Genomic DNA, 18,386 nt, shown 5'->3' on the forward strand with positions numbered 1-18,386 from the left:
ACTTTACACCCTCATGAAAGTCAAAGATTTTGATACCTCTACTGTGCCTCTTTCAGGCAGTAACCTGATAGAGGCAAGCGCAGGTACCGGTAAAACTTACTCCATCGCTATCATGGTTTTGCGACTAGTGTTGGAAAACAAGATTCCAATAAAAGAGGTCTTGATGGTAACATTTACCAAAGCGGCTGTAGCTGAACTTGAGGAGAGAATAAGACTGTTTATCAGGCAGGCCCACAAGGCCAGCCTTGGAAATAAAAGTGGCGACCCTACACTTTCCGCTTTAGTGGAGCATGCCACTAAGCTAACTTCACAGCAAGACGTTCAGCAACGTCTTAAAGACGCAGTATTGTTTTTAGATGAAACATCTGTGCTTACTATCCATAGTTTTTGTCAGCAGACGCTTACCGAATTTGCCTTTGAGACAAACCAGCTATTTGGCTCAGAAACATTAAAAGACCTTGTTTCACTTATAGAAAGTGAAGTGAATAAATTCTGGCGTGAAAACATTACCACCTTAAATGTTGATTTGCTCGGGCAGTTGCTGGAGCATGGACTATCAAGGGCAGATCTTGTTTCTGTCATAAGGGAACATCTGTCCGGTAAAAATTATTTTGAATACGATGAGAACGAAAGCTATTTGATTTGTGATGAAGACCAGGTGAGCTTCTCGAACACCATAAAAGAACTGGCAGAAAAAGACCTAGAGATCAAAGACTGCGTGTACGATCATATCAGGAATCATTCGGATCGCCTTAAATCTATAACAGAAGCAAACAAGTGGGCCAAAGCAAGTTTATTGCACTTGGTGGATACACCTCCAGAATTTCTAACGGTAGTAGTTAGTAAAAAAGGCACCGGTTATATCGATAAGTTGTACGGAGATATCATCTTGCAGCATAGCGAGTGCGACGACTTGGTGGAAGAGAGAAAAAGTATTCTTCAATCCGTTATAAACAAAATTAACTGTCATGCTATTGGCATCGTAACAAAAGCAATCGATCAATATAAGCAGCGCAACAGTTTGCTCGGCTTCGACGATATGATCGTTAACCTCCACAAGGCAATTGTACATAACAACAACACAAACCTTATTACTTCTCTTCAGAGAAAGTACCGCGCAATTTTTATCGATGAGTTTCAGGATACTGATAAGCTGCAGTATGAAATTTTTCATAACACTTTTGGGACAGGGCAAAATATTCTGTTTTACATAGGCGATCCAAAGCAATCAATTTACTCCTGGAGAAAGGCTGACATTTTCACCTACTTCAAAGCATCGGATGAGGTTGACAATAAGTATGGGATGAATGTAAACTACCGGTCCTCTGCATCCTTTATAAATGCAATGAATTTATTCTTCAAACCTCGTATTGATTTTGACACATTTTATTTCAATGGACATCAACACTCGATTGATTATATCAAAGTAGAATCGCCTCGCGATAATAATAAAGGTGGCTTATATCTGAACGGTCAACAAGATGTTCCCATCACTATCTATGGCAACCAGAATAACAGTGAAATAGCTGAGACAGTAACGGCCCAAATTATCAACCTGCTTGAAAAGGAAAAATTTACGATAGTTGAAAAAGGTATCTCTAGAAGGATAAGGCCTTCTGACATCGGTATTCTGGTAAGAAAAAATAAACAAGCAATTGCAGTGAAGGCTTGTCTTGCCAAGCGTGGTATACCCGCAGTCACCATTGATGATACTAAAATTTTGCAGTCTGAAGAAGCAATCTATGTGTTATATCTTTTAGAGGCTTTAATAGACTTAAACAGGCCGTCTATTAATAAAGCTTTGTTGTCTCCTTTCACAGGTTATGACACAAGAGCTGTTCTCGCTTTGAATGAGGAGACGGTGCTAAATAATTTCAGAGAATACAAGAGCATCTGGGACAAAGATGGGGTGTATAGTGTTTTAATGAAGTTCGTTTCTGACTACCAGGTAAGGGCGCTGTTGCTAAATCATCATACAGAAAATGGTGAACGTACTATTGCGAATCTTTACCAAATTATTGAGGTGCTGCATAAGGTACAATCTGCCAAACAGTTTTCCGAGCTTGAGCTGGTGAGCTGGCTAAAACGCGGAATTGACGGAATGCAAACTGAAGGAGATGAGTTTGAACAACGGGTAGAAAGCGATGAAGAAGCGGTTAAAATTGTGACACTTCACAAGAGCAAGGGCCTTGAGTACAACATCGTCTTTGCACCTTTTCTGGACCTTGATACGAAGATACATTTTCGTTTCTGCAGTTTCAGAGACACGGAAACCGGAGATTACATTTTCGCCGACAGCGAACAGCTAAACCCCGAACAACAACAGATCGTAGACGAACAAACCGAACAGGAAAACCGGCGCCTGATATATGTCGCAATTACCCGGGCTGTGTATAAATGCTATCTCAATAAAAGTCTTGCAAACTATTATAAAGACTCTTCGCTCGTTCCATTTCTGGCTTCCGTTAAAGGGATTGATCCAAGCCTCATTAGTTTCAATGAATCTCCTACAATTCCTGCTAAATACTATTATTCCTTTGACCGGGAAGTGATAAAAACTGCAGAAGCGAAGCCGGTCAACTTTACGCTCTCACAGGTGAATTGGAGAAAGATGAGCTACACGTCTCTTGCAAGCGCACATACAACAAGTACTAAACATAATTCTGGTATTGCAGCTAACGAGTACGATCATTTTGTATTCAAGCAATTGGTTAAAGGGAACAAAACCGGCAACCTGTTACACTATATTTTTGAAAACATCGACTTCGCAAATAACCGGAATTGGGAGCGAACGATACAGAGTGCTTTAAAAAGATACACGGCAAGACATAGCGACTATACGACTATGTTAATAGAAATGCTGAACAAGGTTACAAAAGTCAGTATTAAGATGAATGGCGAAGAATTTTCGCTTTCGAACATTTTGCAGGAAAAACGTTTAAACGAGTTGGAATTCGATTTTAATGTCGGGCTGTTTGACCCTGCTGACCTTGCCGGGCTTACAAACAATGATACCCGGATTAATTTGAAATATAGCCAGGATTTGGAAGGGGTTATGAACGGCAAAATGGACATGTTCTTCGAGTATAATAACAAGTACTACATTCTTGACTGGAAGTCAAACTTTTTAGGCGACTCGGTTGAGTACTATAAAAAAGAATTACTGCCGGAAGTAATGAGCGAAAACAACTATCATCTGCAATACTTGCTCTACACTCTTGCAGCGAAAAAATATCTTCAAAGCCGCTTACCAGAGTTTGATTACGAAAGGCACTTTGGTGGAGTTATTTATTTGTTTGTCCGCGGTATCAGGGACGATGCAAATAGCGGCGTGTTTACCAGCTTGCCCTCCCTGCGAAGCATTGAGATGCTTGAGAAAATCTTAAGTAAGAAAATATCCATTTAAGCCAAGCCAATTACTTTAAATGTTTTTTGCGATGTATTCTAAAATCACTGAAAGTAATCGTGTAAAGACTTGTAAATAATGTTTCGAAAATCAAAACCCCTTATTTACTCTCCATCACCTTCTTCCATAATTCAGGGATACGTCTGACCCAGATTAATTCTCGTTTTTTAGTCAACGCATCTTCTGAAGGCGACCCCCAATGAACGCTGTTATCGGGCAAATCTTTGCCTACCCCGCTTTGGGCGAGCACGGTAACATTATTACCAATAGTCAGTGTTTTACTTAAGCCGACCTGGCCCCAAAGTGTAACTCCATCTTTCAACCTTGTTCCCCCGGCTATAGCTACTTGTGCGGCAAGTAAACAGTTCTTCCCAATCACCACATCATGACCAATGTGAACCATGTTATCAAGCTTCGTTCCCTGTCCAATTCTTGTATCAGCAGTCACTCCCCGATCAATCGTACAACCCGCCCCTATTTCTACAAAATCTTCAATCACTACATGCCCGCAACTTTGCATTCTTCTATACCACACCTCACGATTTTTTTTAGTGTTATAATAAAATGCATCGCTTCCTACAACCGTTCCTGCTTGTATAACAACGCTATCTCCTATCACGGTATAATCGAGTATAGCGACGTTTGGGTGAATAACACAGTCCCTCCCAATGGTTACATGATTGCCAATAAAAACATTGGGCATAACAACGGTGCCATCGCCGATTTTTGAAGAATTACTGATAGATTTTTCAGATGGAGCAAAGGGCCTGAAGTGATTGGCGATTGTGAGATAAGCTTCAAAAGGGTCACTTAAAACTAACAAGGTTTTACCTTCAGGAACTTGCACTTCCTTCGTATTGATGATGATAAAAGAGGCTGCACTATGTAAACATTTATCATAGTATTTAGGATGATCAACAAAACAAATATCTCCCGTTTCAACACGATGAATTTCATTAATACCGGTTGCAAAAGCAGCAGCATCACCAAGCACTTCAGCACCTATTAAACCAGCAATCCATTGTACAGTAACAGGAGAAGGAAATTTCATGATAAAAACGATTTTGGCAAAGGTACTATGCGCTTCATTCAAAGCTGTATTTGGCTTATTCTTATTCAAGAATTGGCGACAATTTAGGCTTCAGCAATTCACAAAAAAACACCTCTATTTTACCTTATATTTTGGTGGAGTAACGTTTTATGTCTCATACTGACAAGGAGCAAAAAATGACCGTAATTTTCATTTAATGCAAAGCAAAAAAACGTTAGCGCCAGAAGATGAGTCTATTATAAAAGACATCGTAGCAGTTAGGCATTAATATGCTGCTTAAAAACAAAATGAAGATCATTTTTAAAAGAAAATTTTCTTGCGATTCTTATTGCTATTTGAGACACTAAGTAAGACGTAAACAGACAAGAGCTTTGTAGCTTAAGTTATGCGGCGAGCACGATCTGTTTTTCATAGAGAAACGCCGAAAGCCTTTATTCATCGCACTTTCAGCACTTTAAATGGCATAAACATTGGTAATAAAAATTGGTGTGAATATAGTTGCGACAATGCAAATTTGGTGTGTAATTCAGCGCTCTTAAAAGTGTCCTTATTAACAATAAAATTAAAAATGTGTATAAAATAATGAAAGAAAATTTTTGTGTTAGAAAAAACAATTTTTAATATTGTGTAAGGAAATTTATTTCCTGGTACTTACTAACCCATCCATATATCAAAGCCTGGTTTTATACCGGGCTTTTTTATTGTTATATGCAGCGCTATTTCATCATCTACAAGCCATTCCAGGTACTAAGTCAATTCACGTCAGAAGGAGGTAAAAAGTGCCTTGCAGATGTATTTGATGTGCCTAAAAATATTTATCCTGTCGGGCGCCTCGACTATGATAGTGAGGGCTTACTTATACTTACTGATGACACCCGATTAAATCACCTTTTATTAAGCCCAAAACACGAACATGAAAGAGAATATTGGGTGCAGGTTGAAGGCAGTATAGCCCCGCAAGCGTTGGATGAGTTAACAGGAGGTGTAACCATATCAATAGATGGTAAACAACACACGACACTTCCCTGTAAAGCATCTCTTTTTACTGAACCGCCACAAGTATTTGAAAGAAACCCGCCAATAAGATTTAGAAAAGAAATTCCCGTTAGCTGGGTTAGCTTATCACTGGTCGAAGGAAAGAACAGGCAGGTAAGAAGAATGACTGCTAAAGTCGGTTTTCCTACATTACGATTGATAAGATACCGCATTGAAAGGCTTTCAATTCAAGGCCTTGCTCCAGGTGAAATAAAAGAACTTTCAAAGCAGGAAATTTATAAAGGATTGCTTATTCAATAACAGAAATACCGTAGTTATAGATGGCTGCTGAAAGCAGTTAAGTACAAGAGTGCGACGCAACTATTGCTTAATTGAAATACTTATGCTTGAGCCAAAATTTGCCTTTAAAATCTTTAAAGCTTCAGGGGTACTAAAAGCAAAAAGCCGGTTCAATAATGATCCGGCTTTTCAAATTTTTATAACCAACGTAGCTATCCTGCTATCTCCCACACCTCTCTTCCACGCAACAGTTTATCTAAATCTCCTGCTCCTTTTGTTGCGATTGTTTCCTCTATTTGCATTTGCATGATGTCTTCGTAACAAGCTCTTTCAGTTTCATAAAACACACCAAATGGCCTTGGAAAATGAACGCTTTGTTGAGGGTCGTCAAACATTCTTACAAGCACCTGCGCTTTATAAAAATCCTTCTCGTCATGTATCCAAAGATCATCTTCACTAACGCCATTGCCTAACTGTACAGCTACTGGTCGAAGGCCTTCGATTTTTATTCCCTTATCCCGTGCAGTTCCGTATACCAACGGCTTTCCATGTTCGAGGAATAAAGCTTCTTCCATCTTGGTTGATTTCTCTGTAAAAATCTCGAAAGCTCCATCATTAAAAATATTGCAGTTTTGATAGATCTCAAGAAACGAAGCCCCTTTATGTTGATGACTTCTGGTAAGCATCGTTTGCAAATGTTTTGGATCGCGATCCATGCTACGACCGATAAAAGTAGCGTCTGCACCAAGCGCAAGGGCAAGTGGATTAAAGGGATGGTCTATACTACCATAAGGAGTACTTTTAGTGATCTTTTTCTTTTCACTAGTAGGCGAATATTGCCCTTTCGTTAAACCATAAATCTGGTTATTAAACATTAAAAGGTTAACGTCAAAATTTCTTCTTAAAAGATGAATAGTATGGTTACCGCCAATGCTTAGGCTATCACCGTCACCACTCACGATCCACACGCTTAATTCAGGACGACTTGCTTTTAATCCACTGGCAATTGCAGTCGCACGTCCGTGAATACTATGCATCCCGTAAGTGTTCATATAGTATGGAAAACGGCTGCTGCAGCCGATACCGCTAATGATCACAATATTTTCTTTTGGAACACCTATGCCTGGCATTATCTTCTGCACCTGCGCAAGAATAGAATAATCACCGCAGCCAGGGCACCACCTGACTTCCTGATCGGTCGCAAAATCCTTTGCGGTTAATGTAACCGGCCTTGTTTCTGTTATCGTTGACATGATAATACTTCCTTAATTTGAGGGTGTAAAATTCGATAAATAAAACCGAGTTGCTGTTGGTTTTACTTTTTTTTGGCTATTAATTACTAAAATAGAAATCGTTCGACCTTGCTTTCTTAAAATTACGCTTTTGTGTCAAGCTTCATAAATAAATTCTGCTGCCGTTGCGTCGCACTCTTGTACTTTTCGTAATTCTATTTAACAAGCTTAAAGCTGCCATATAAACAGTGTTAGCTAAACACCTTTTAGCCGAATTCGAATATCACTACCAAACGCTTCAAAGCCCTGGCTATGATTTTTGTAGTTCTTCCCAATACTCGGCTGCGCGACGAGTATGAGGTATGACGATGGTACCGCCGACAATATTTGCTACTGCAAAGATTTCGTACATCTGTTCGGTCGTTACTCCAAGTTCGTAGCTTTTGCCTAAGTGGTATTTTATACAATCGTCGCACCGTAAAACCATGCTTGCAACCAGCCCCAGCATTTCCTTTGTCTTCTTATCTAAAGCTCCTTCTTCGTACGTGTTTGTATCAAGGTTCCAAAGCCGTTTCATCACCAGGTTATTCTTACTAAGAATGACTTCATTCATCTTAACCCGGTAGTCATTAAACTCTTCTACTATATTGCTCATACTATTACTTTTTACAAAATTACGGTCAGAGTGCCTAAACCTCGGGCAAAAGCAACGCCTTATGGCGCGGCTTATTTTTTGCTTATTTATATATTAGAGTTTAACGTACATTATAACAAAGGTTAAATGCCAAAGCTTCATATATATAAAAACGAAAAGGAAACATGTTACGCTTTTGCTGAGTGGCTGGCAAACCTGGTCAAAGAGACTTTGACTAAACAAGACCGATTTACAATCGCTCTCTCCGGGGGTGATACACCTAAACTCGTTTACAAAATATTGGCAACCGATTACGCGACTAGTATTGACTGGACGAGAATTCACCTGTTTTGGGGAGATCAAAGTTTCATCTCTTCTCCAGACGAGAAATATAACCCGACGCTAGGTTTGAAGAATTTGATCGACGATTTACCAGTTTCGAAAAATCATGTTCATAGTATAAGAACTGATGTATCTCCTCAAGATTCAGCGACAGAATATGAAAATTTGTTGAGGACCTACTTTACAGAACCCGAATCGACATTCGATCTTGTTATACTTGGCATGGGTGAACAAGGAAACCTGCTTTCGCTCTACCCGTTCTCGGAAGAAAGTCATCATGCCGGCTCGTGGGTAATGCCTGTTTACGACAAGCAAGACGATTTATACAAAGTCACGTTAACCATTTCAGCAATCAATGCCTCCGCCGTAAAAGCTTTTTTAATAACAGGAAAAAAGAAAGAAGACGTAGTGCAACAAGTTTTGAAGGGCAAATACGAACCAGAAAAAGCTCCGGCTCAACTAATTGTTGCTGCGAATAAACCAGTCCATTGGTTCCTTGATGAAGGCTCGGCAGGTAAGTTGATCAAACCCAGCTATTGATTTAAGTAGCGCGTTACCTATATCGTTTTGAGATCTTTCACCCTTCTTTATTCATTATTGTAGACTAATAGTGCAGCTCTAAAAGTTGTTAATAAGCGGGCTACAATTTCCTTCTTCATGTTCTATAATTTCTTTTAACGCCTTGCAAAAACTTCTATTAGAATCGTTAATATTCATTTCTCAACTAGTTGCGTTTCAATTCGTTCTACTTGTTTTTGTACTGCTATTTTAATTCTGGCACAGTTTTCTCTTTGTATGGTCAAAGAATTTATAATAGAATTTTTCACAACTAAAAACTGAACAGATAAGTCAATTCTACATTTTAAAATTACAATTATGAAAAGTAAACTATTAGCAATTACGATGGCGGCAATCTTTGCAGCTTGTAATAGTAACCCGAAAACAAATACACAGACGACAACGACTACAGATACTACCAGCCTTAGAAATAATTCAATGGCCGATAAAGGGCAGGTAATTGAATTGAAAGGCGTAAGCGACACAATCGTCGCTGGTGATGGCAGCCGTTACGTAAAGGTTGATCCTAATCAACCTGCACAAAATTTGGCGGCAACTACTACCCCTCCAGCATCCGTGAAAACACCAACTGCAACTACTCATCGTAGCACTGCTAAAAAAACTACTCGTAGCACCGGTACAAGATCTTCCGGTGGTTATAGTGGAAGGGGTTCTTCAGGCGGTGGTTATTCAGGTGCGGGTACTGCATCTGCTCCCGTTCCGGCAAAAAAGAAAGGATGGAGCAAAGCAGCAAAAGGAGCAGCAATTGGAGCTGGTACTGGTGCCGTTGCAGGTGCTATCATAAGCAAAAAGAAAGGTTTAGGAGCAGTTGTTGGTGGAGTTGTTGGTGGTGCAGGTGGATATATCATCGGCCGTAATAAGGACAAGAAAGATGGCCGTTATTAGTAGAACAAGAGCCGACAGTTAAACAATCATAAGAAATAAAATTTCGATCTGTATGCAAGTTGCAAAAAACTGTATACAGATTTTTTTTTGCACCAATTTTTTTCTCCTTACGGAATGGAGCAAAAAAAGCTTTAATCCTCTGAAGTTTGGCCTCATTTTTTATTTAATAAACTAAAGAAATTACATGGAAAAAGATCAAAACCAGACAAAGGAGTCACCTCAGAAAGAAGAGAACCAAAAACCGTTACCCGTTCATAATCCTTTCGATCCTAATGACACGCGTAAAATAACGCAAGAGGATATCGATAATGAAGAGAGGTTCAAAGAGGCGATGACAGAGAGGGACTAATCCGAGTAACAAAAATCAGCAACCATTACCTGGAAATGGTTAAAAAAAATTAGCTATGAAACATCTTTTGTTAGCAAGCATTTTTATTGCAAGCACTTTTCTCGCGCAGTCCCAAAGTGCCACCGGTACGAGAACGAGTACCGGCAAAAATAGTAGCAACGCAAAGAAGACTGCCACACAGGCGAGAGGCACAGGCCAATACCACGGAAGCAAGGATACTACACCAGGAAGCCCAATGGGAACAGGTGGTGCTGGCGGCACCGGAATGAGCGGGTCGCCAGCGGGATCTGCGTCTAAAACGGCACTACAAAAAAGTAAGGCTGCCCCGTCAAATGAGCAAAGCGGAAACAACATCCTTGCGAGAAAGGGGACGGCTAAAGGAAAAGACTAACATTTTAGGACATTTGGATTAGGGGTTTATCTTTCTGCATGCCCCGCACAAAACATGCTTGCAAATTATATTAAAATATATTTTAATAATATGAGCATGCTCTTGTACAACTTTTTTTGATTCGAGCTCTTTAAAGACTAAAAATCCTCAAGATTCCCCAACAAATCATATTACTTGTAATTTTAGTGCGTTGGCAAATGTGGTCTAAACTTTGAAGCCTTAATAGAAAAGATTGTAGTATGAAAAAGACATTCATCGTTGCATTATTTGCATTAGGCAGTTTATCTCTAAGTGCCCAAACAGGATCAGGAACAAATTCTGGTTCTCAAGGTAAAACAAAGCACAAAGGAACAACAGGACAGTCAAGTACTAGTGGCCAAACTGGTACCGGTAGTACAACAGGAGAAGGTAGCGGAGCTGGATCAGGGAGCGGTACAGGCGGCACAGGAACAGGTCAAAGCGGTACAGGTGGTACAGGCGGAAGTAACATGCACAAAGGCATGAACAAGGGCAGTGCTAATGGACAAAGTACGAAGAGAAAACACAGGTCAACAAGAAGCGGGGGAACTAACTCAACTGGTTCTCAATCGTCCGGAAGTGGATCTGGAACAGGTACAGGTAGCGGAACTACAACTCCTCCTCAAAAATAAGTGGAGTTGCCCTATTGAAAGAAAGTAAGCCATCCTGCCCGGGTGGCTTTTTTTTATGATTTGACGTTAGTAAAAAAGAACGCTAAAAAGCTTCAATCCCTCATTATTTCGTTTTATATGATTTTGGAACCAATTCTTATCAAAAAGCGCCGGGGGTATCTTCTTACTTTTTCACTTTCACAACATAACCTTACCATTTTTGAAAGCCGACGTCTTAATACAAAAAATCCCCGCAAAGCAGGGACTCAAAGTAAGTTCAAGATAGCATTTAGAAAGCTTTGGTAGAAATTTGTGGTATGGTGGGATCGTCTGCTCTTGACCTGATATGTTTGCGAGATTTACCCCCAATTAATTGCTGAATAACTACTGATCCAAGTACTATTGCACTAAGAAGCATAAGAACATTTTTCATGATTGCTGATTTAATTTTTTATAATTAGAAAGGAATATGGTTGATAAAAAATCTTGCCATTAAAACGATCAAAGTAGTTATTGGTGTCCCAGGCATTAGGGGTTATCACGTCATTGGTTGCGTCGCACTTGTGGGCGTTTTTATACCTCTTAGCGAACCTATTCTCATGACTTCCTCTATTATAAGGACCTGTCTTTAGTAGTTCTTATTAAGCCAACCCCAGTAAAGAAGAAAATGAGACCAAGTATACCATATACTGTGATCATCTTTATGTTGTAGCTGCCGCTACTTGAGTTTACAAAATTTACCGCCGCAGCTATTAGTCCTACTATACCTAAAATGGTTAGTATGATTCCGAATACTTTCTTTTCCATCGTTATATTTTTAATACAAAGGGTAAATGCAAAAGATGGGCCGTTCAATAAGACTTAGCAATTTTTTCAGGAGTAAATCCACTCTTTTCACCACTTCCCCAACTTGTGGTTAGCACAGTTTTAGTAACCCTTATGGTATTATTTCATCATGTAAAACTGTAACGATATGTCAGAGTCATCATCAAATACAACGACAGATTTTAAGACAATTAAAAAATGGGCAGAGGAAAGAGGGGGCAAACCTTCACGCGTTAAAAGCACTGCAGATAAAGAGGGAGGCGGAGTTCTAAGAATTGACTTTCCCGGATATTCAGGACAGGATACATTAGAAGAGATTTCGTGGGAAGATTGGTACGAAACTTTCGAAGACCGAAAGCTGGCTTTTCTCTACCAGGATCATACAGCAGGAGGAAAGGAAAGTAGGTTCTTTAAGCTGATTAATAGAGAGAAATAGAGTTTACAAAAAAGGGTAACGTCTGCTGTTGTGAGCCGCCGGCTACAGCAGCTTTTTTTTTAATTAAAATGCGTTTTATGAAAATTGCATTCATAACATTGCTAACCGCCATTTGTATAAATACCTACAGCCAGTCGAAGCCGAGGACTAACAGAAGCGCTCCGGTTAAAGCAGCCACCCGAAGTTCTACTACAACAAATGCCGGCATTGGTCAGCCGCCTCGGAGCGAAGAAAATTTACAACCGAGGCAAACAGTTACTGATAAATATTTAAACGGGCCTGTGAGAAAAGGAACTGATACAACTTCCGCAAAGAGTGCCAGTTCATCTAGTCCTTTTGTTGGAGGAGTGCATGCTGCGGATAACGCGACGAGGACATTCGATACAACTATTAATAGAAATAATTCGAACGGGCAAAGAGCCAATACAACTATTGCGGGTGGGAATGATACTACTTTCAACATTAATACGACCCTTTCTCAAGGAGGAGTAACGACTAATTCGGGTGCAGTTGACAGGTCGGGGCAAGCGCAGTTTGGCCAGACTAATTGGGGTAACAGCCGAAGTACCGTTGGCGAGAGTCAATGGACTATTCCACCACCAATCACCGCTTCTTTTAATAAAGAGTTTCCCGCTTCTAACAGTGCTACCTGGACAAGGAATAATGTAGATACGACTATCTATTCAGCAAAGTATAAATCGGGAAGCCAGTGGATCGTTACTAACTACAATTCCTCAGGCCAACGGTTAGATATGCGTACAGAGGTACCTCTTGTGCAGCCACCAAGACCTGTAAGTGTATACCTGGCTAAACAACCTGCTAACTTTAAGGCAGCTACAATTTATAAGCTACAAGTGCAGGGGAAAGATGACTTGTATGAAATAGAGACGGCGGGCGGAAAAAGAATTTATATTAACAACGATGGTGTGGAGGTCAACTACTAATCTGAGTTTAAGACGGTGGCAATAGCAAAGACTTTAATTGACAGCCTCGGAAGATATAAGTTTTGACAAGGCAACCGTTTCTAACAATATTCGGCCGGGCATTTGGGTGTCTTCGTTGTATTCCCATTTTATCAGTGATATCTGTCCTGCTTCTATTTCCAACCCCGTAATATCGCCATCGTTGTAACAGCAGCAACCACTATTAAAATACGAGGGTTTATAGCCAGAGAAATCAGGCAGTATTTGCCCTTTCTGATGCTTTATTTGTATTTCATTTTCTATGTCTTTAACTGCTGCTTCGTCCTTTGACTCTTTTGCTGATTCAAGTCTTCTATATAATCTTTCGAGTTGGGTTAGTGATTGAAATACTGGTTGATGAGTGTGACCTGTAACCAATAATATATTTTGTTGTGGCGCCACCCATTCATACATCAACTTATTGTGGGCCGTCTTTAAATAATTATAGTAGGCGGGCGTATTCGGATTAATTAAAAGATATGATTGAAGCGGCGCCCACAAATTCGCTATGAACCACTTGGTAAACCAGTTGCCATCGCTCAGTTCGTCGCCCTGGTGACCATGAGTAAGAAAGATATCAAGGGAGTTACTGCTGTCAGTTGTTCGTAACACCACGCCTTCGTAAATAGTTACTTTTTGGGCATAGATGTCTTCAAGTTCTGAGCTGCTGAAAGGACTGTTGTCCCAAAAAAGGTCGTGGTTACCAAAGACCTTTATAAAGGCATTTCGCTGTAAAAAGAATCTTTCCTTATCAAATGAATCTGCGTTTGCCTTTTTTACAGCAGCCAGTTTGTTTTCCCAAAGTTCTTCGGCATCTCCAAGCTGGATGTAGGTGAACTTGTTTTTCTCGTAATACTCTAAAGCCTGCAAGTAATTTTTTTCGGAGAAGTTGAAATCGTCCGCACCATTTTTAGTCCCTTTATGCATGTCGGAAAAAATGATAAAACGATCAGTCTCCGCATTAAAATTTAATAATAGACCTTTTTTATTGTCGGATGTAATGCTTGCATAGAGGTCAGTTAAAGCTTTGTGTACACGTTCTTTGTCTGGTCGAGATGAGTAATAATCAGCTAGCCGGTTGATAGGTTTTACTAGTAGCTCCTGTAGAAATTTCCGCATGATAGAGGTAGAATGAAAATATGCTGTACAAGGGTGCGACGCAACAAAAGACGATTGGAAATAAAATGATGACTAACAACTAAATCTTCAGCGCTTCATCATTACATGCTTCTCCTGTATTGTCCACCTACTTCATATAAAACATGAGTGATTTGCCCAATCGAACAATACTTTACTGTTTCCATCAACTCTTCGAAAAGGTTCCCGTTGTTGACTGCAGTGTTCTTTAACCGGTTGAGCATCTCGGCAGACTTGTGTTCATTACGTTTTAGAAAAGCTTTCAGATTTTGAATTTGCTGTTGCTTTTCTTCTGTGGTACTGCGAATAACTTCGTTAGGCAAAATAGTGGGGCTACCTTTTTTATTCAGGAAAGTATTTACGCCGATAAGAGGCAGTTCACCTGTATGTTTCTGGTGTTCGTAGAAAAGACTCTCCTCCTGTATTTTGTTGCGTTGGTACATTCGCTCCATAGCACCCAGTACACCACCCCTTTCATTGATGCGATCAAACTCTGTCAACACAGCTTCTTCAACAAGGTCTGTAAGTTCTTCTATTAAAAAACTTCCCTGGTTGGGGTTTTCGTTTTTAGCTGTTCCAAGTTCGCGGTTAATAATTAACTGAATCGCCATCGCACGTCTCACACTCTCCTCTGTAGGGGTAGTTATTGCTTCATCATAAGCATTCGTGTGAAGGCTGTTGCAGTTGTCATAGATAGCATAGAGCGCCTGCAACGTTGTTCTGATATCGTTGAAGTCGATTTCCTGCGCATGAAGACTTCGGCCACTTGTTTGAATATGATACTTGAGCTTTTGGCTCCGCTCGTTTGCGTTGTATTTATACTTCATCGCCTTGGCCCAAATTCTCCTGGCAACGCGCCCAATAACACTATACTCTGCATCCATTCCATTGCTAAAGAAGAAAGAGAGGTTTGCAGCAAAATCATCAATATTCATCCCACGGCTTAAATAATATTCCACGTACGTAAAGCCGTTGGCAAGTGTAAAGGCAAGCTGTGTAATGGGATTGGCTCCTGCCTCGGCAATGTGATACCCGCTGATGCTAACGCTGTAAAAATTCTGAATTTTATTGTCGATGAAAAACTGCTGTACGTCACCCATCAACTTAAGAGCGAACTCGGTACTAAAGATGCAAGTGTTTTGTGCCTGATCTTCTTTTAAAATATCTGCCTGCACTGTTCCTCTCACCTGACTCAATGCTTCTGCTTTTATCTGCTGGTAAATTTCGGCGGGCAATACTTCGTCTCCGCAAAGTCCTAACAGTTTTAAACCTAAGCCGTTGTTACCCTCAGGTAACCTTTCTGGTGAGGATGGATTATAGTAAGAAGGCTTGGAAGAATTATTGAACTTTTGATCAAGCTTTTCATTGACCAGTTGCCATTGACCATGCTCCTCTATCCATTTCTCACACATCTGGTCGATAGCTGCATTCATGAAAAAAGCAAGAATGATGGGGGCCGGGCCGTTTATCGTCATGCTTACTGAAGTGGTAGCACTACATAAATCAAAGCCGCTATATAACTTTTTTGCATCGTCTACAGTTGCAATGCTAACACCACTGTTGCCAATCTTTCCATAGATATCGGGTCTGATTTCTGGATCCTCGCCATATAGGGTAACGCTGTCAAACGCAGTAGAAAGACGCTTGGCCGGTTGCCCTAAAGACACATAGTGAAAACGTTTGTTGGTGCGCTCGGGTCCACCTTCGCCGGCAAACATTCTTGTTGGATCTTCGCCTTGTCTCTTTAGTTCAAACACCCCTGCTGTATAAGGAAACTCGCCGGGAATATTTTCCTGCAATTGCCACCTCAAAAGATCGCCCCAATCTTTATACTTCGGAAGAACCACCTTAGGTACACGCGTTCCGGATAAGGTGTTGGTGATGAGAGATTGCTTTATCACTTTGTCGCGCACCTCGTACTCAAAAAAGTCGGAGCTGTACTTTTGTACGATGTCATTCCAGTGCTGCAACAACTTTCGGCATTCATGATGCAACTGTTCATCCAGTTGTTTCCTTGCTGCTTCGAGACTTTCGGTAACTGCCGGTGTTCGAGTGCCAACTTCAGCCAGTACTTTAACAGTTCCGTTTATGTTATAGAGTTTAGAAGCAATAGCGCATTGTTCATTTACCCAGCTATCATATTTCCGATTGTTTTCAGCAATCTCAGACAAATAGCGAACGCGTTTGGGAGGAACTATCAAACTGCTGATAGAATGTTTTACTTCTGTAGGTTCGATTGTTTTTTGAGCAAATTTTAAATTTGTCTTAATCTCAACAACTTTCATCAATTCGGTAAAAAGCTGGTTTACCCCTTCGTCATTGAACTTTGATGCGGTAGTACCAATGACAGGTAAGTCCTCATCTTTGGCAGTCCATAAATTGTGGTTGCGTTTGTACTGCTTGCGCACTTCCATAAGTGAGTCTAAAGCGCCTGCCTTGTCAAATTTGTTGATGCAGACTATGTCGGCATAATCAAGCATGTTTATTTTTTCTAACTGGCTTGCAGCACCATACTCCGGCGTCATCACGTACATGCTGATATCGCAATAATCTAAGATACTTGCGTCGCTTTGACCAACACCTGCACTTTCAAGAATAATGAAATCGTATCCTGCACTTCTAACAATGTCGATTGCCTCTTGCACATGACTACTTAAAGCTTTATCGCTCTCGCGAGTGGCAAGGCTGCGCATGTAAGCACGACAGCTATGAATGGAGTTCATCCGTATCCGGTCCCCTAACAAAGCCCCACCAGATTTCTTTTTCGATGGATCAACAGAGATAACTGCAATAGTTTTATCCGAAAATGTGTGCAGAAAGCGACGAACAATTTCATCTGTAACTGATGACTTACCTGCGCCTCCTGTTCCTGTAATTCCTACGACCGGTGTCGTTTCTTTATCAGTATTGTTCTGAATGGGTAATAATAACTTTTCAAACTCCTGCCCGTTCTCCGCGTGGCTGATAGCTCTTGCGATAAAACGAATGTCTTTCACTTCATCAAGCTGTAGTTTGCCTGATATTGTTAAATTCCCATTTACTGCGAAATCACAACTCTTGACTACATCTTCAATCATTCCTTCAAGGCCCATCGTTCTTCCGTCATCGGGGCTATAAATACGCGTAATTCCGTAATTGTGTAATTCGCGTATTTCAGCTGGCAGAATAGTGCCTCCGCCCCCGCCAAATATTTTTATATGTCCACACCCGTTCTGGTCAAGTAAATCCTTCATGTATTTGAAGAACTCGACATGTCCGCCCTGGTAACTTGTAATCGCTATCCCTTGCGCATCTTCTTCTATGGCACATTCAACTATTTCTGCAACGCTTCGGTTATGACCGAGGTGAATAATTTCTGCACCCTTAGATTGCATTATCCTCCGCATTATGTTTATGGCGGCGTCATGACCGTCGAATAAAGAGGCCGCAGTTACGATTCTAACTTTGTGTTGAAGACTATAAGACATACTTCGAATTCTAAATAATTTTATAAACCAGCAGGTAATGGGTGAGTAACTAATCTAATATCGATGAACTCTTTCCAAAGAATAACCCCATTTATTCTCTAACTATCAACAATCATACTTTCCCTACGCGGTGAGCTAAATTAGCGCTTTAAAGGGTTTCGGTTGCTTTTTAGCAAATCGCCTAAAAATTTTGTTAGAAGAATTCAAACTCACGGCCTAAAATTCCACAATTATTACTACGGAAGTAGCAGAAGTTAGACCTTTTTTAGAAAAATTCTAAAAGGAAGTGGGCAAGCGGGCATTAACAGCAAGATGCTTGGTAACGTTTCGAAAAGATAAATTATAGGGTAGAAGCCTTACTAAGGGAAGATTAATACAATCGTAATGGCCCTTGCTTACTGCCGGGCCAGTTGAAAAACAACGGTGTTAGCTGAATTGATAAAACAAGCTACAAAACTGATAAGAGGGAACCTTTTAAACTGCCTCTACCAGTAAGTGGCTACGCACTTCTTGTAGACTTACTTCCTGCCTTGTATCTGTGACAGCTTTAGTAACTACTTGCTTTTTAAGTTCTTGCTGGGTGCGACGTGTTAGATGACTTGTGTAAAGAATGAGATAAACTGAAGAAGCCAACATTATTAAAAATGTAAAAGTTAGTATCATAAGTCAGGGTTAAAAGAGTAATCTGCTTAGAGACAACTCTTTTACCAGTAACGATGCACATTGAAATAATTATTTTCTTTATGCATAAACTACAACACCTTAGCGTAGACGGAAATCTGAGTA

Annotated in this window: 16 protein-coding genes; 9 read left to right on the forward strand and 7 right to left on the reverse strand. The window is 40.3% G+C overall.

Annotation, left to right across the window (positions count from 1 at the left end; genetic code table 11):
- Positions 1–13 precede the first annotated feature (13 nt).
- Positions 14–3,406: an exodeoxyribonuclease V subunit beta gene (gene recB / locus SAE01_RS17365; protein ID WP_147205062.1), complete on the forward strand. Its 3,393-nt coding sequence runs from the start codon at positions 14–16 to the stop codon at positions 3,404–3,406.
- A gap of 100 nt (positions 3,407–3,506) precedes the next feature.
- Here recB and SAE01_RS17370 read toward each other — a convergent pair whose 3' ends face one another.
- On the reverse strand, positions 3,507–4,457 hold the full coding sequence (locus SAE01_RS17370) for a UDP-3-O-(3-hydroxymyristoyl)glucosamine N-acyltransferase (protein WP_147205063.1): 951 nt from the start codon (positions 4,455–4,457) through the stop codon (positions 3,507–3,509).
- A gap of 708 nt (positions 4,458–5,165) precedes the next feature.
- Between SAE01_RS17370 and SAE01_RS17375 the strand changes: the two genes are divergently transcribed.
- Positions 5,166–5,753, forward strand: coding sequence for a pseudouridine synthase (locus SAE01_RS17375; RefSeq protein WP_147205064.1), 588 nt, complete (start codon positions 5,166–5,168; stop codon positions 5,751–5,753).
- Positions 5,754–5,944: 191 nt separating this feature from the next.
- Here SAE01_RS17375 and SAE01_RS17380 read toward each other — a convergent pair whose 3' ends face one another.
- Positions 5,945–6,985, reverse strand: a complete 1,041-nt coding sequence (locus SAE01_RS17380) for a 2-oxoacid:ferredoxin oxidoreductase subunit beta (protein WP_147205065.1) — start codon at positions 6,983–6,985, stop codon at positions 5,945–5,947.
- 289 nt (positions 6,986–7,274) lie between these two features.
- On the reverse strand, positions 7,275–7,619 hold the full coding sequence (locus SAE01_RS17385) for a carboxymuconolactone decarboxylase family protein (protein WP_147205066.1): 345 nt from the start codon (positions 7,617–7,619) through the stop codon (positions 7,275–7,277).
- A 126-nt stretch (positions 7,620–7,745) separates the two neighbouring features.
- On the opposite strand from SAE01_RS17385, the gene pgl reads away from it, so the two are divergent.
- From pgl to SAE01_RS17405, 5 genes are all read left to right on the forward strand, one after another.
- The gene (gene pgl, locus SAE01_RS17390; RefSeq protein ID WP_147205067.1) at positions 7,746–8,480 is read left to right on the forward strand and encodes a 6-phosphogluconolactonase; all 735 of its coding nucleotides are present in this window, start codon (positions 7,746–7,748) and stop codon (positions 8,478–8,480) included.
- 336 nt (positions 8,481–8,816) lie between these two features.
- Complete coding sequence (locus SAE01_RS17395) at positions 8,817–9,404, forward strand: YMGG-like glycine zipper-containing protein (protein ID WP_218029181.1); 588 nt, start codon at positions 8,817–8,819, stop codon at positions 9,402–9,404.
- Between the two features lie 184 nt (positions 9,405–9,588).
- Complete coding sequence (locus tag SAE01_RS24555; RefSeq protein ID WP_170234191.1) at positions 9,589–9,753, forward strand: hypothetical protein; 165 nt, start codon at positions 9,589–9,591, stop codon at positions 9,751–9,753.
- A 55-nt stretch (positions 9,754–9,808) separates the two neighbouring features.
- A complete protein-coding gene (locus tag SAE01_RS17400) occupies positions 9,809–10,144 on the forward strand; it encodes a hypothetical protein (protein WP_147205068.1) in 336 nt (111 codons plus the stop codon).
- A 239-nt stretch (positions 10,145–10,383) separates the two neighbouring features.
- Positions 10,384–10,794 carry a hypothetical protein gene (locus SAE01_RS17405; RefSeq protein ID WP_147205069.1) on the forward strand — a complete coding sequence of 137 codons (411 nt, stop codon included), beginning with the start codon at positions 10,384–10,386 and terminating at the stop codon, positions 10,792–10,794.
- A 268-nt stretch (positions 10,795–11,062) separates the two neighbouring features.
- On the opposite strand, the gene SAE01_RS24560 is transcribed toward SAE01_RS17405, so the two are convergent.
- Positions 11,063–11,206, reverse strand: a complete 144-nt coding sequence (locus tag SAE01_RS24560) for a hypothetical protein (RefSeq protein ID WP_170234192.1) — start codon at positions 11,204–11,206, stop codon at positions 11,063–11,065.
- A gap of 179 nt (positions 11,207–11,385) precedes the next feature.
- Entirely contained in the window at positions 11,386–11,580 is a 195-nt protein-coding gene (locus SAE01_RS17410) for a hypothetical protein (RefSeq protein WP_147205070.1), read from the reverse strand.
- A gap of 166 nt (positions 11,581–11,746) precedes the next feature.
- Between SAE01_RS17410 and SAE01_RS17415 the strand changes: the two genes are divergently transcribed.
- Together SAE01_RS17415 and SAE01_RS17420 are read left to right on the forward strand one after the other, a co-directional pair.
- Positions 11,747–12,034, forward strand: coding sequence for a hypothetical protein (locus SAE01_RS17415; RefSeq protein WP_147205071.1), 288 nt, complete (start codon positions 11,747–11,749; stop codon positions 12,032–12,034).
- Between the two features lie 77 nt (positions 12,035–12,111).
- Entirely contained in the window at positions 12,112–12,978 is an 867-nt protein-coding gene (locus SAE01_RS17420; protein ID WP_147205072.1) for a hypothetical protein, read from the forward strand.
- A 33-nt stretch (positions 12,979–13,011) separates the two neighbouring features.
- Here the strand turns inward: SAE01_RS17420 and SAE01_RS17425 are convergent, their stop codons facing one another.
- Positions 13,012–14,115: a metallophosphoesterase gene (locus SAE01_RS17425; RefSeq protein WP_147205073.1), complete on the reverse strand. Its 1,104-nt coding sequence runs from the start codon at positions 14,113–14,115 to the stop codon at positions 13,012–13,014.
- A gap of 101 nt (positions 14,116–14,216) precedes the next feature.
- Positions 14,217–17,600 (reverse strand): methylmalonyl-CoA mutase family protein, encoded by a 3,384-nt coding sequence (locus SAE01_RS17430; protein WP_147205074.1) that lies wholly within the window; start codon positions 17,598–17,600, stop codon positions 14,217–14,219.
- Between the last annotated feature and the right edge of the window lie 786 nt (positions 17,601–18,386).

Source organism: Segetibacter aerophilus (assembly GCF_007991655.1).
In the GTDB taxonomy this organism is placed as follows: Bacteria; Bacteroidota; Bacteroidia; order Chitinophagales; family Chitinophagaceae; genus Segetibacter; species Segetibacter aerophilus.

Excerpts from the sequence above, each read along its gene's own strand:
- recB (WP_147205062.1), top strand. The coding sequence starts at position 14 with ATGAAAGTCAAAGATTTTGATACCTCTACTGTGCCTCTTTCAGGCAGT.
- SAE01_RS17370 (WP_147205063.1), bottom strand. The coding sequence starts at position 4,457 with ATGAAATTTCCTTCTCCTGTTACTGTACAATGGATTGCTGGTTTAATA.
- SAE01_RS17375 (WP_147205064.1), top strand. The coding sequence starts at position 5,166 with ATGCAGCGCTATTTCATCATCTACAAGCCATTCCAGGTACTAAGTCAA.
- SAE01_RS17380 (WP_147205065.1), bottom strand. The coding sequence starts at position 6,985 with ATGTCAACGATAACAGAAACAAGGCCGGTTACATTAACCGCAAAGGAT.
- SAE01_RS17385 (WP_147205066.1), bottom strand. The coding sequence starts at position 7,619 with ATGAGCAATATAGTAGAAGAGTTTAATGACTACCGGGTTAAGATGAAT.
- pgl (WP_147205067.1), top strand. The coding sequence starts at position 7,746 with ATGCCAAAGCTTCATATATATAAAAACGAAAAGGAAACATGTTACGCT.
- SAE01_RS17395 (WP_218029181.1), top strand. The coding sequence starts at position 8,817 with ATGAAAAGTAAACTATTAGCAATTACGATGGCGGCAATCTTTGCAGCT.
- SAE01_RS24555 (WP_170234191.1), top strand. The coding sequence starts at position 9,589 with ATGGAAAAAGATCAAAACCAGACAAAGGAGTCACCTCAGAAAGAAGAG.
- SAE01_RS17400 (WP_147205068.1), top strand. The coding sequence starts at position 9,809 with ATGAAACATCTTTTGTTAGCAAGCATTTTTATTGCAAGCACTTTTCTC.
- SAE01_RS17405 (WP_147205069.1), top strand. The coding sequence starts at position 10,384 with ATGAAAAAGACATTCATCGTTGCATTATTTGCATTAGGCAGTTTATCT.
- SAE01_RS24560 (WP_170234192.1), bottom strand. The coding sequence starts at position 11,206 with ATGAAAAATGTTCTTATGCTTCTTAGTGCAATAGTACTTGGATCAGTA.
- SAE01_RS17410 (WP_147205070.1), bottom strand. The coding sequence starts at position 11,580 with ATGGAAAAGAAAGTATTCGGAATCATACTAACCATTTTAGGTATAGTA.
- SAE01_RS17415 (WP_147205071.1), top strand. The coding sequence starts at position 11,747 with ATGTCAGAGTCATCATCAAATACAACGACAGATTTTAAGACAATTAAA.
- SAE01_RS17420 (WP_147205072.1), top strand. The coding sequence starts at position 12,112 with ATGAAAATTGCATTCATAACATTGCTAACCGCCATTTGTATAAATACC.
- SAE01_RS17425 (WP_147205073.1), bottom strand. The coding sequence starts at position 14,115 with ATGCGGAAATTTCTACAGGAGCTACTAGTAAAACCTATCAACCGGCTA.
- SAE01_RS17430 (WP_147205074.1), bottom strand. The coding sequence starts at position 17,600 with ATGTCTTATAGTCTTCAACACAAAGTTAGAATCGTAACTGCGGCCTCT.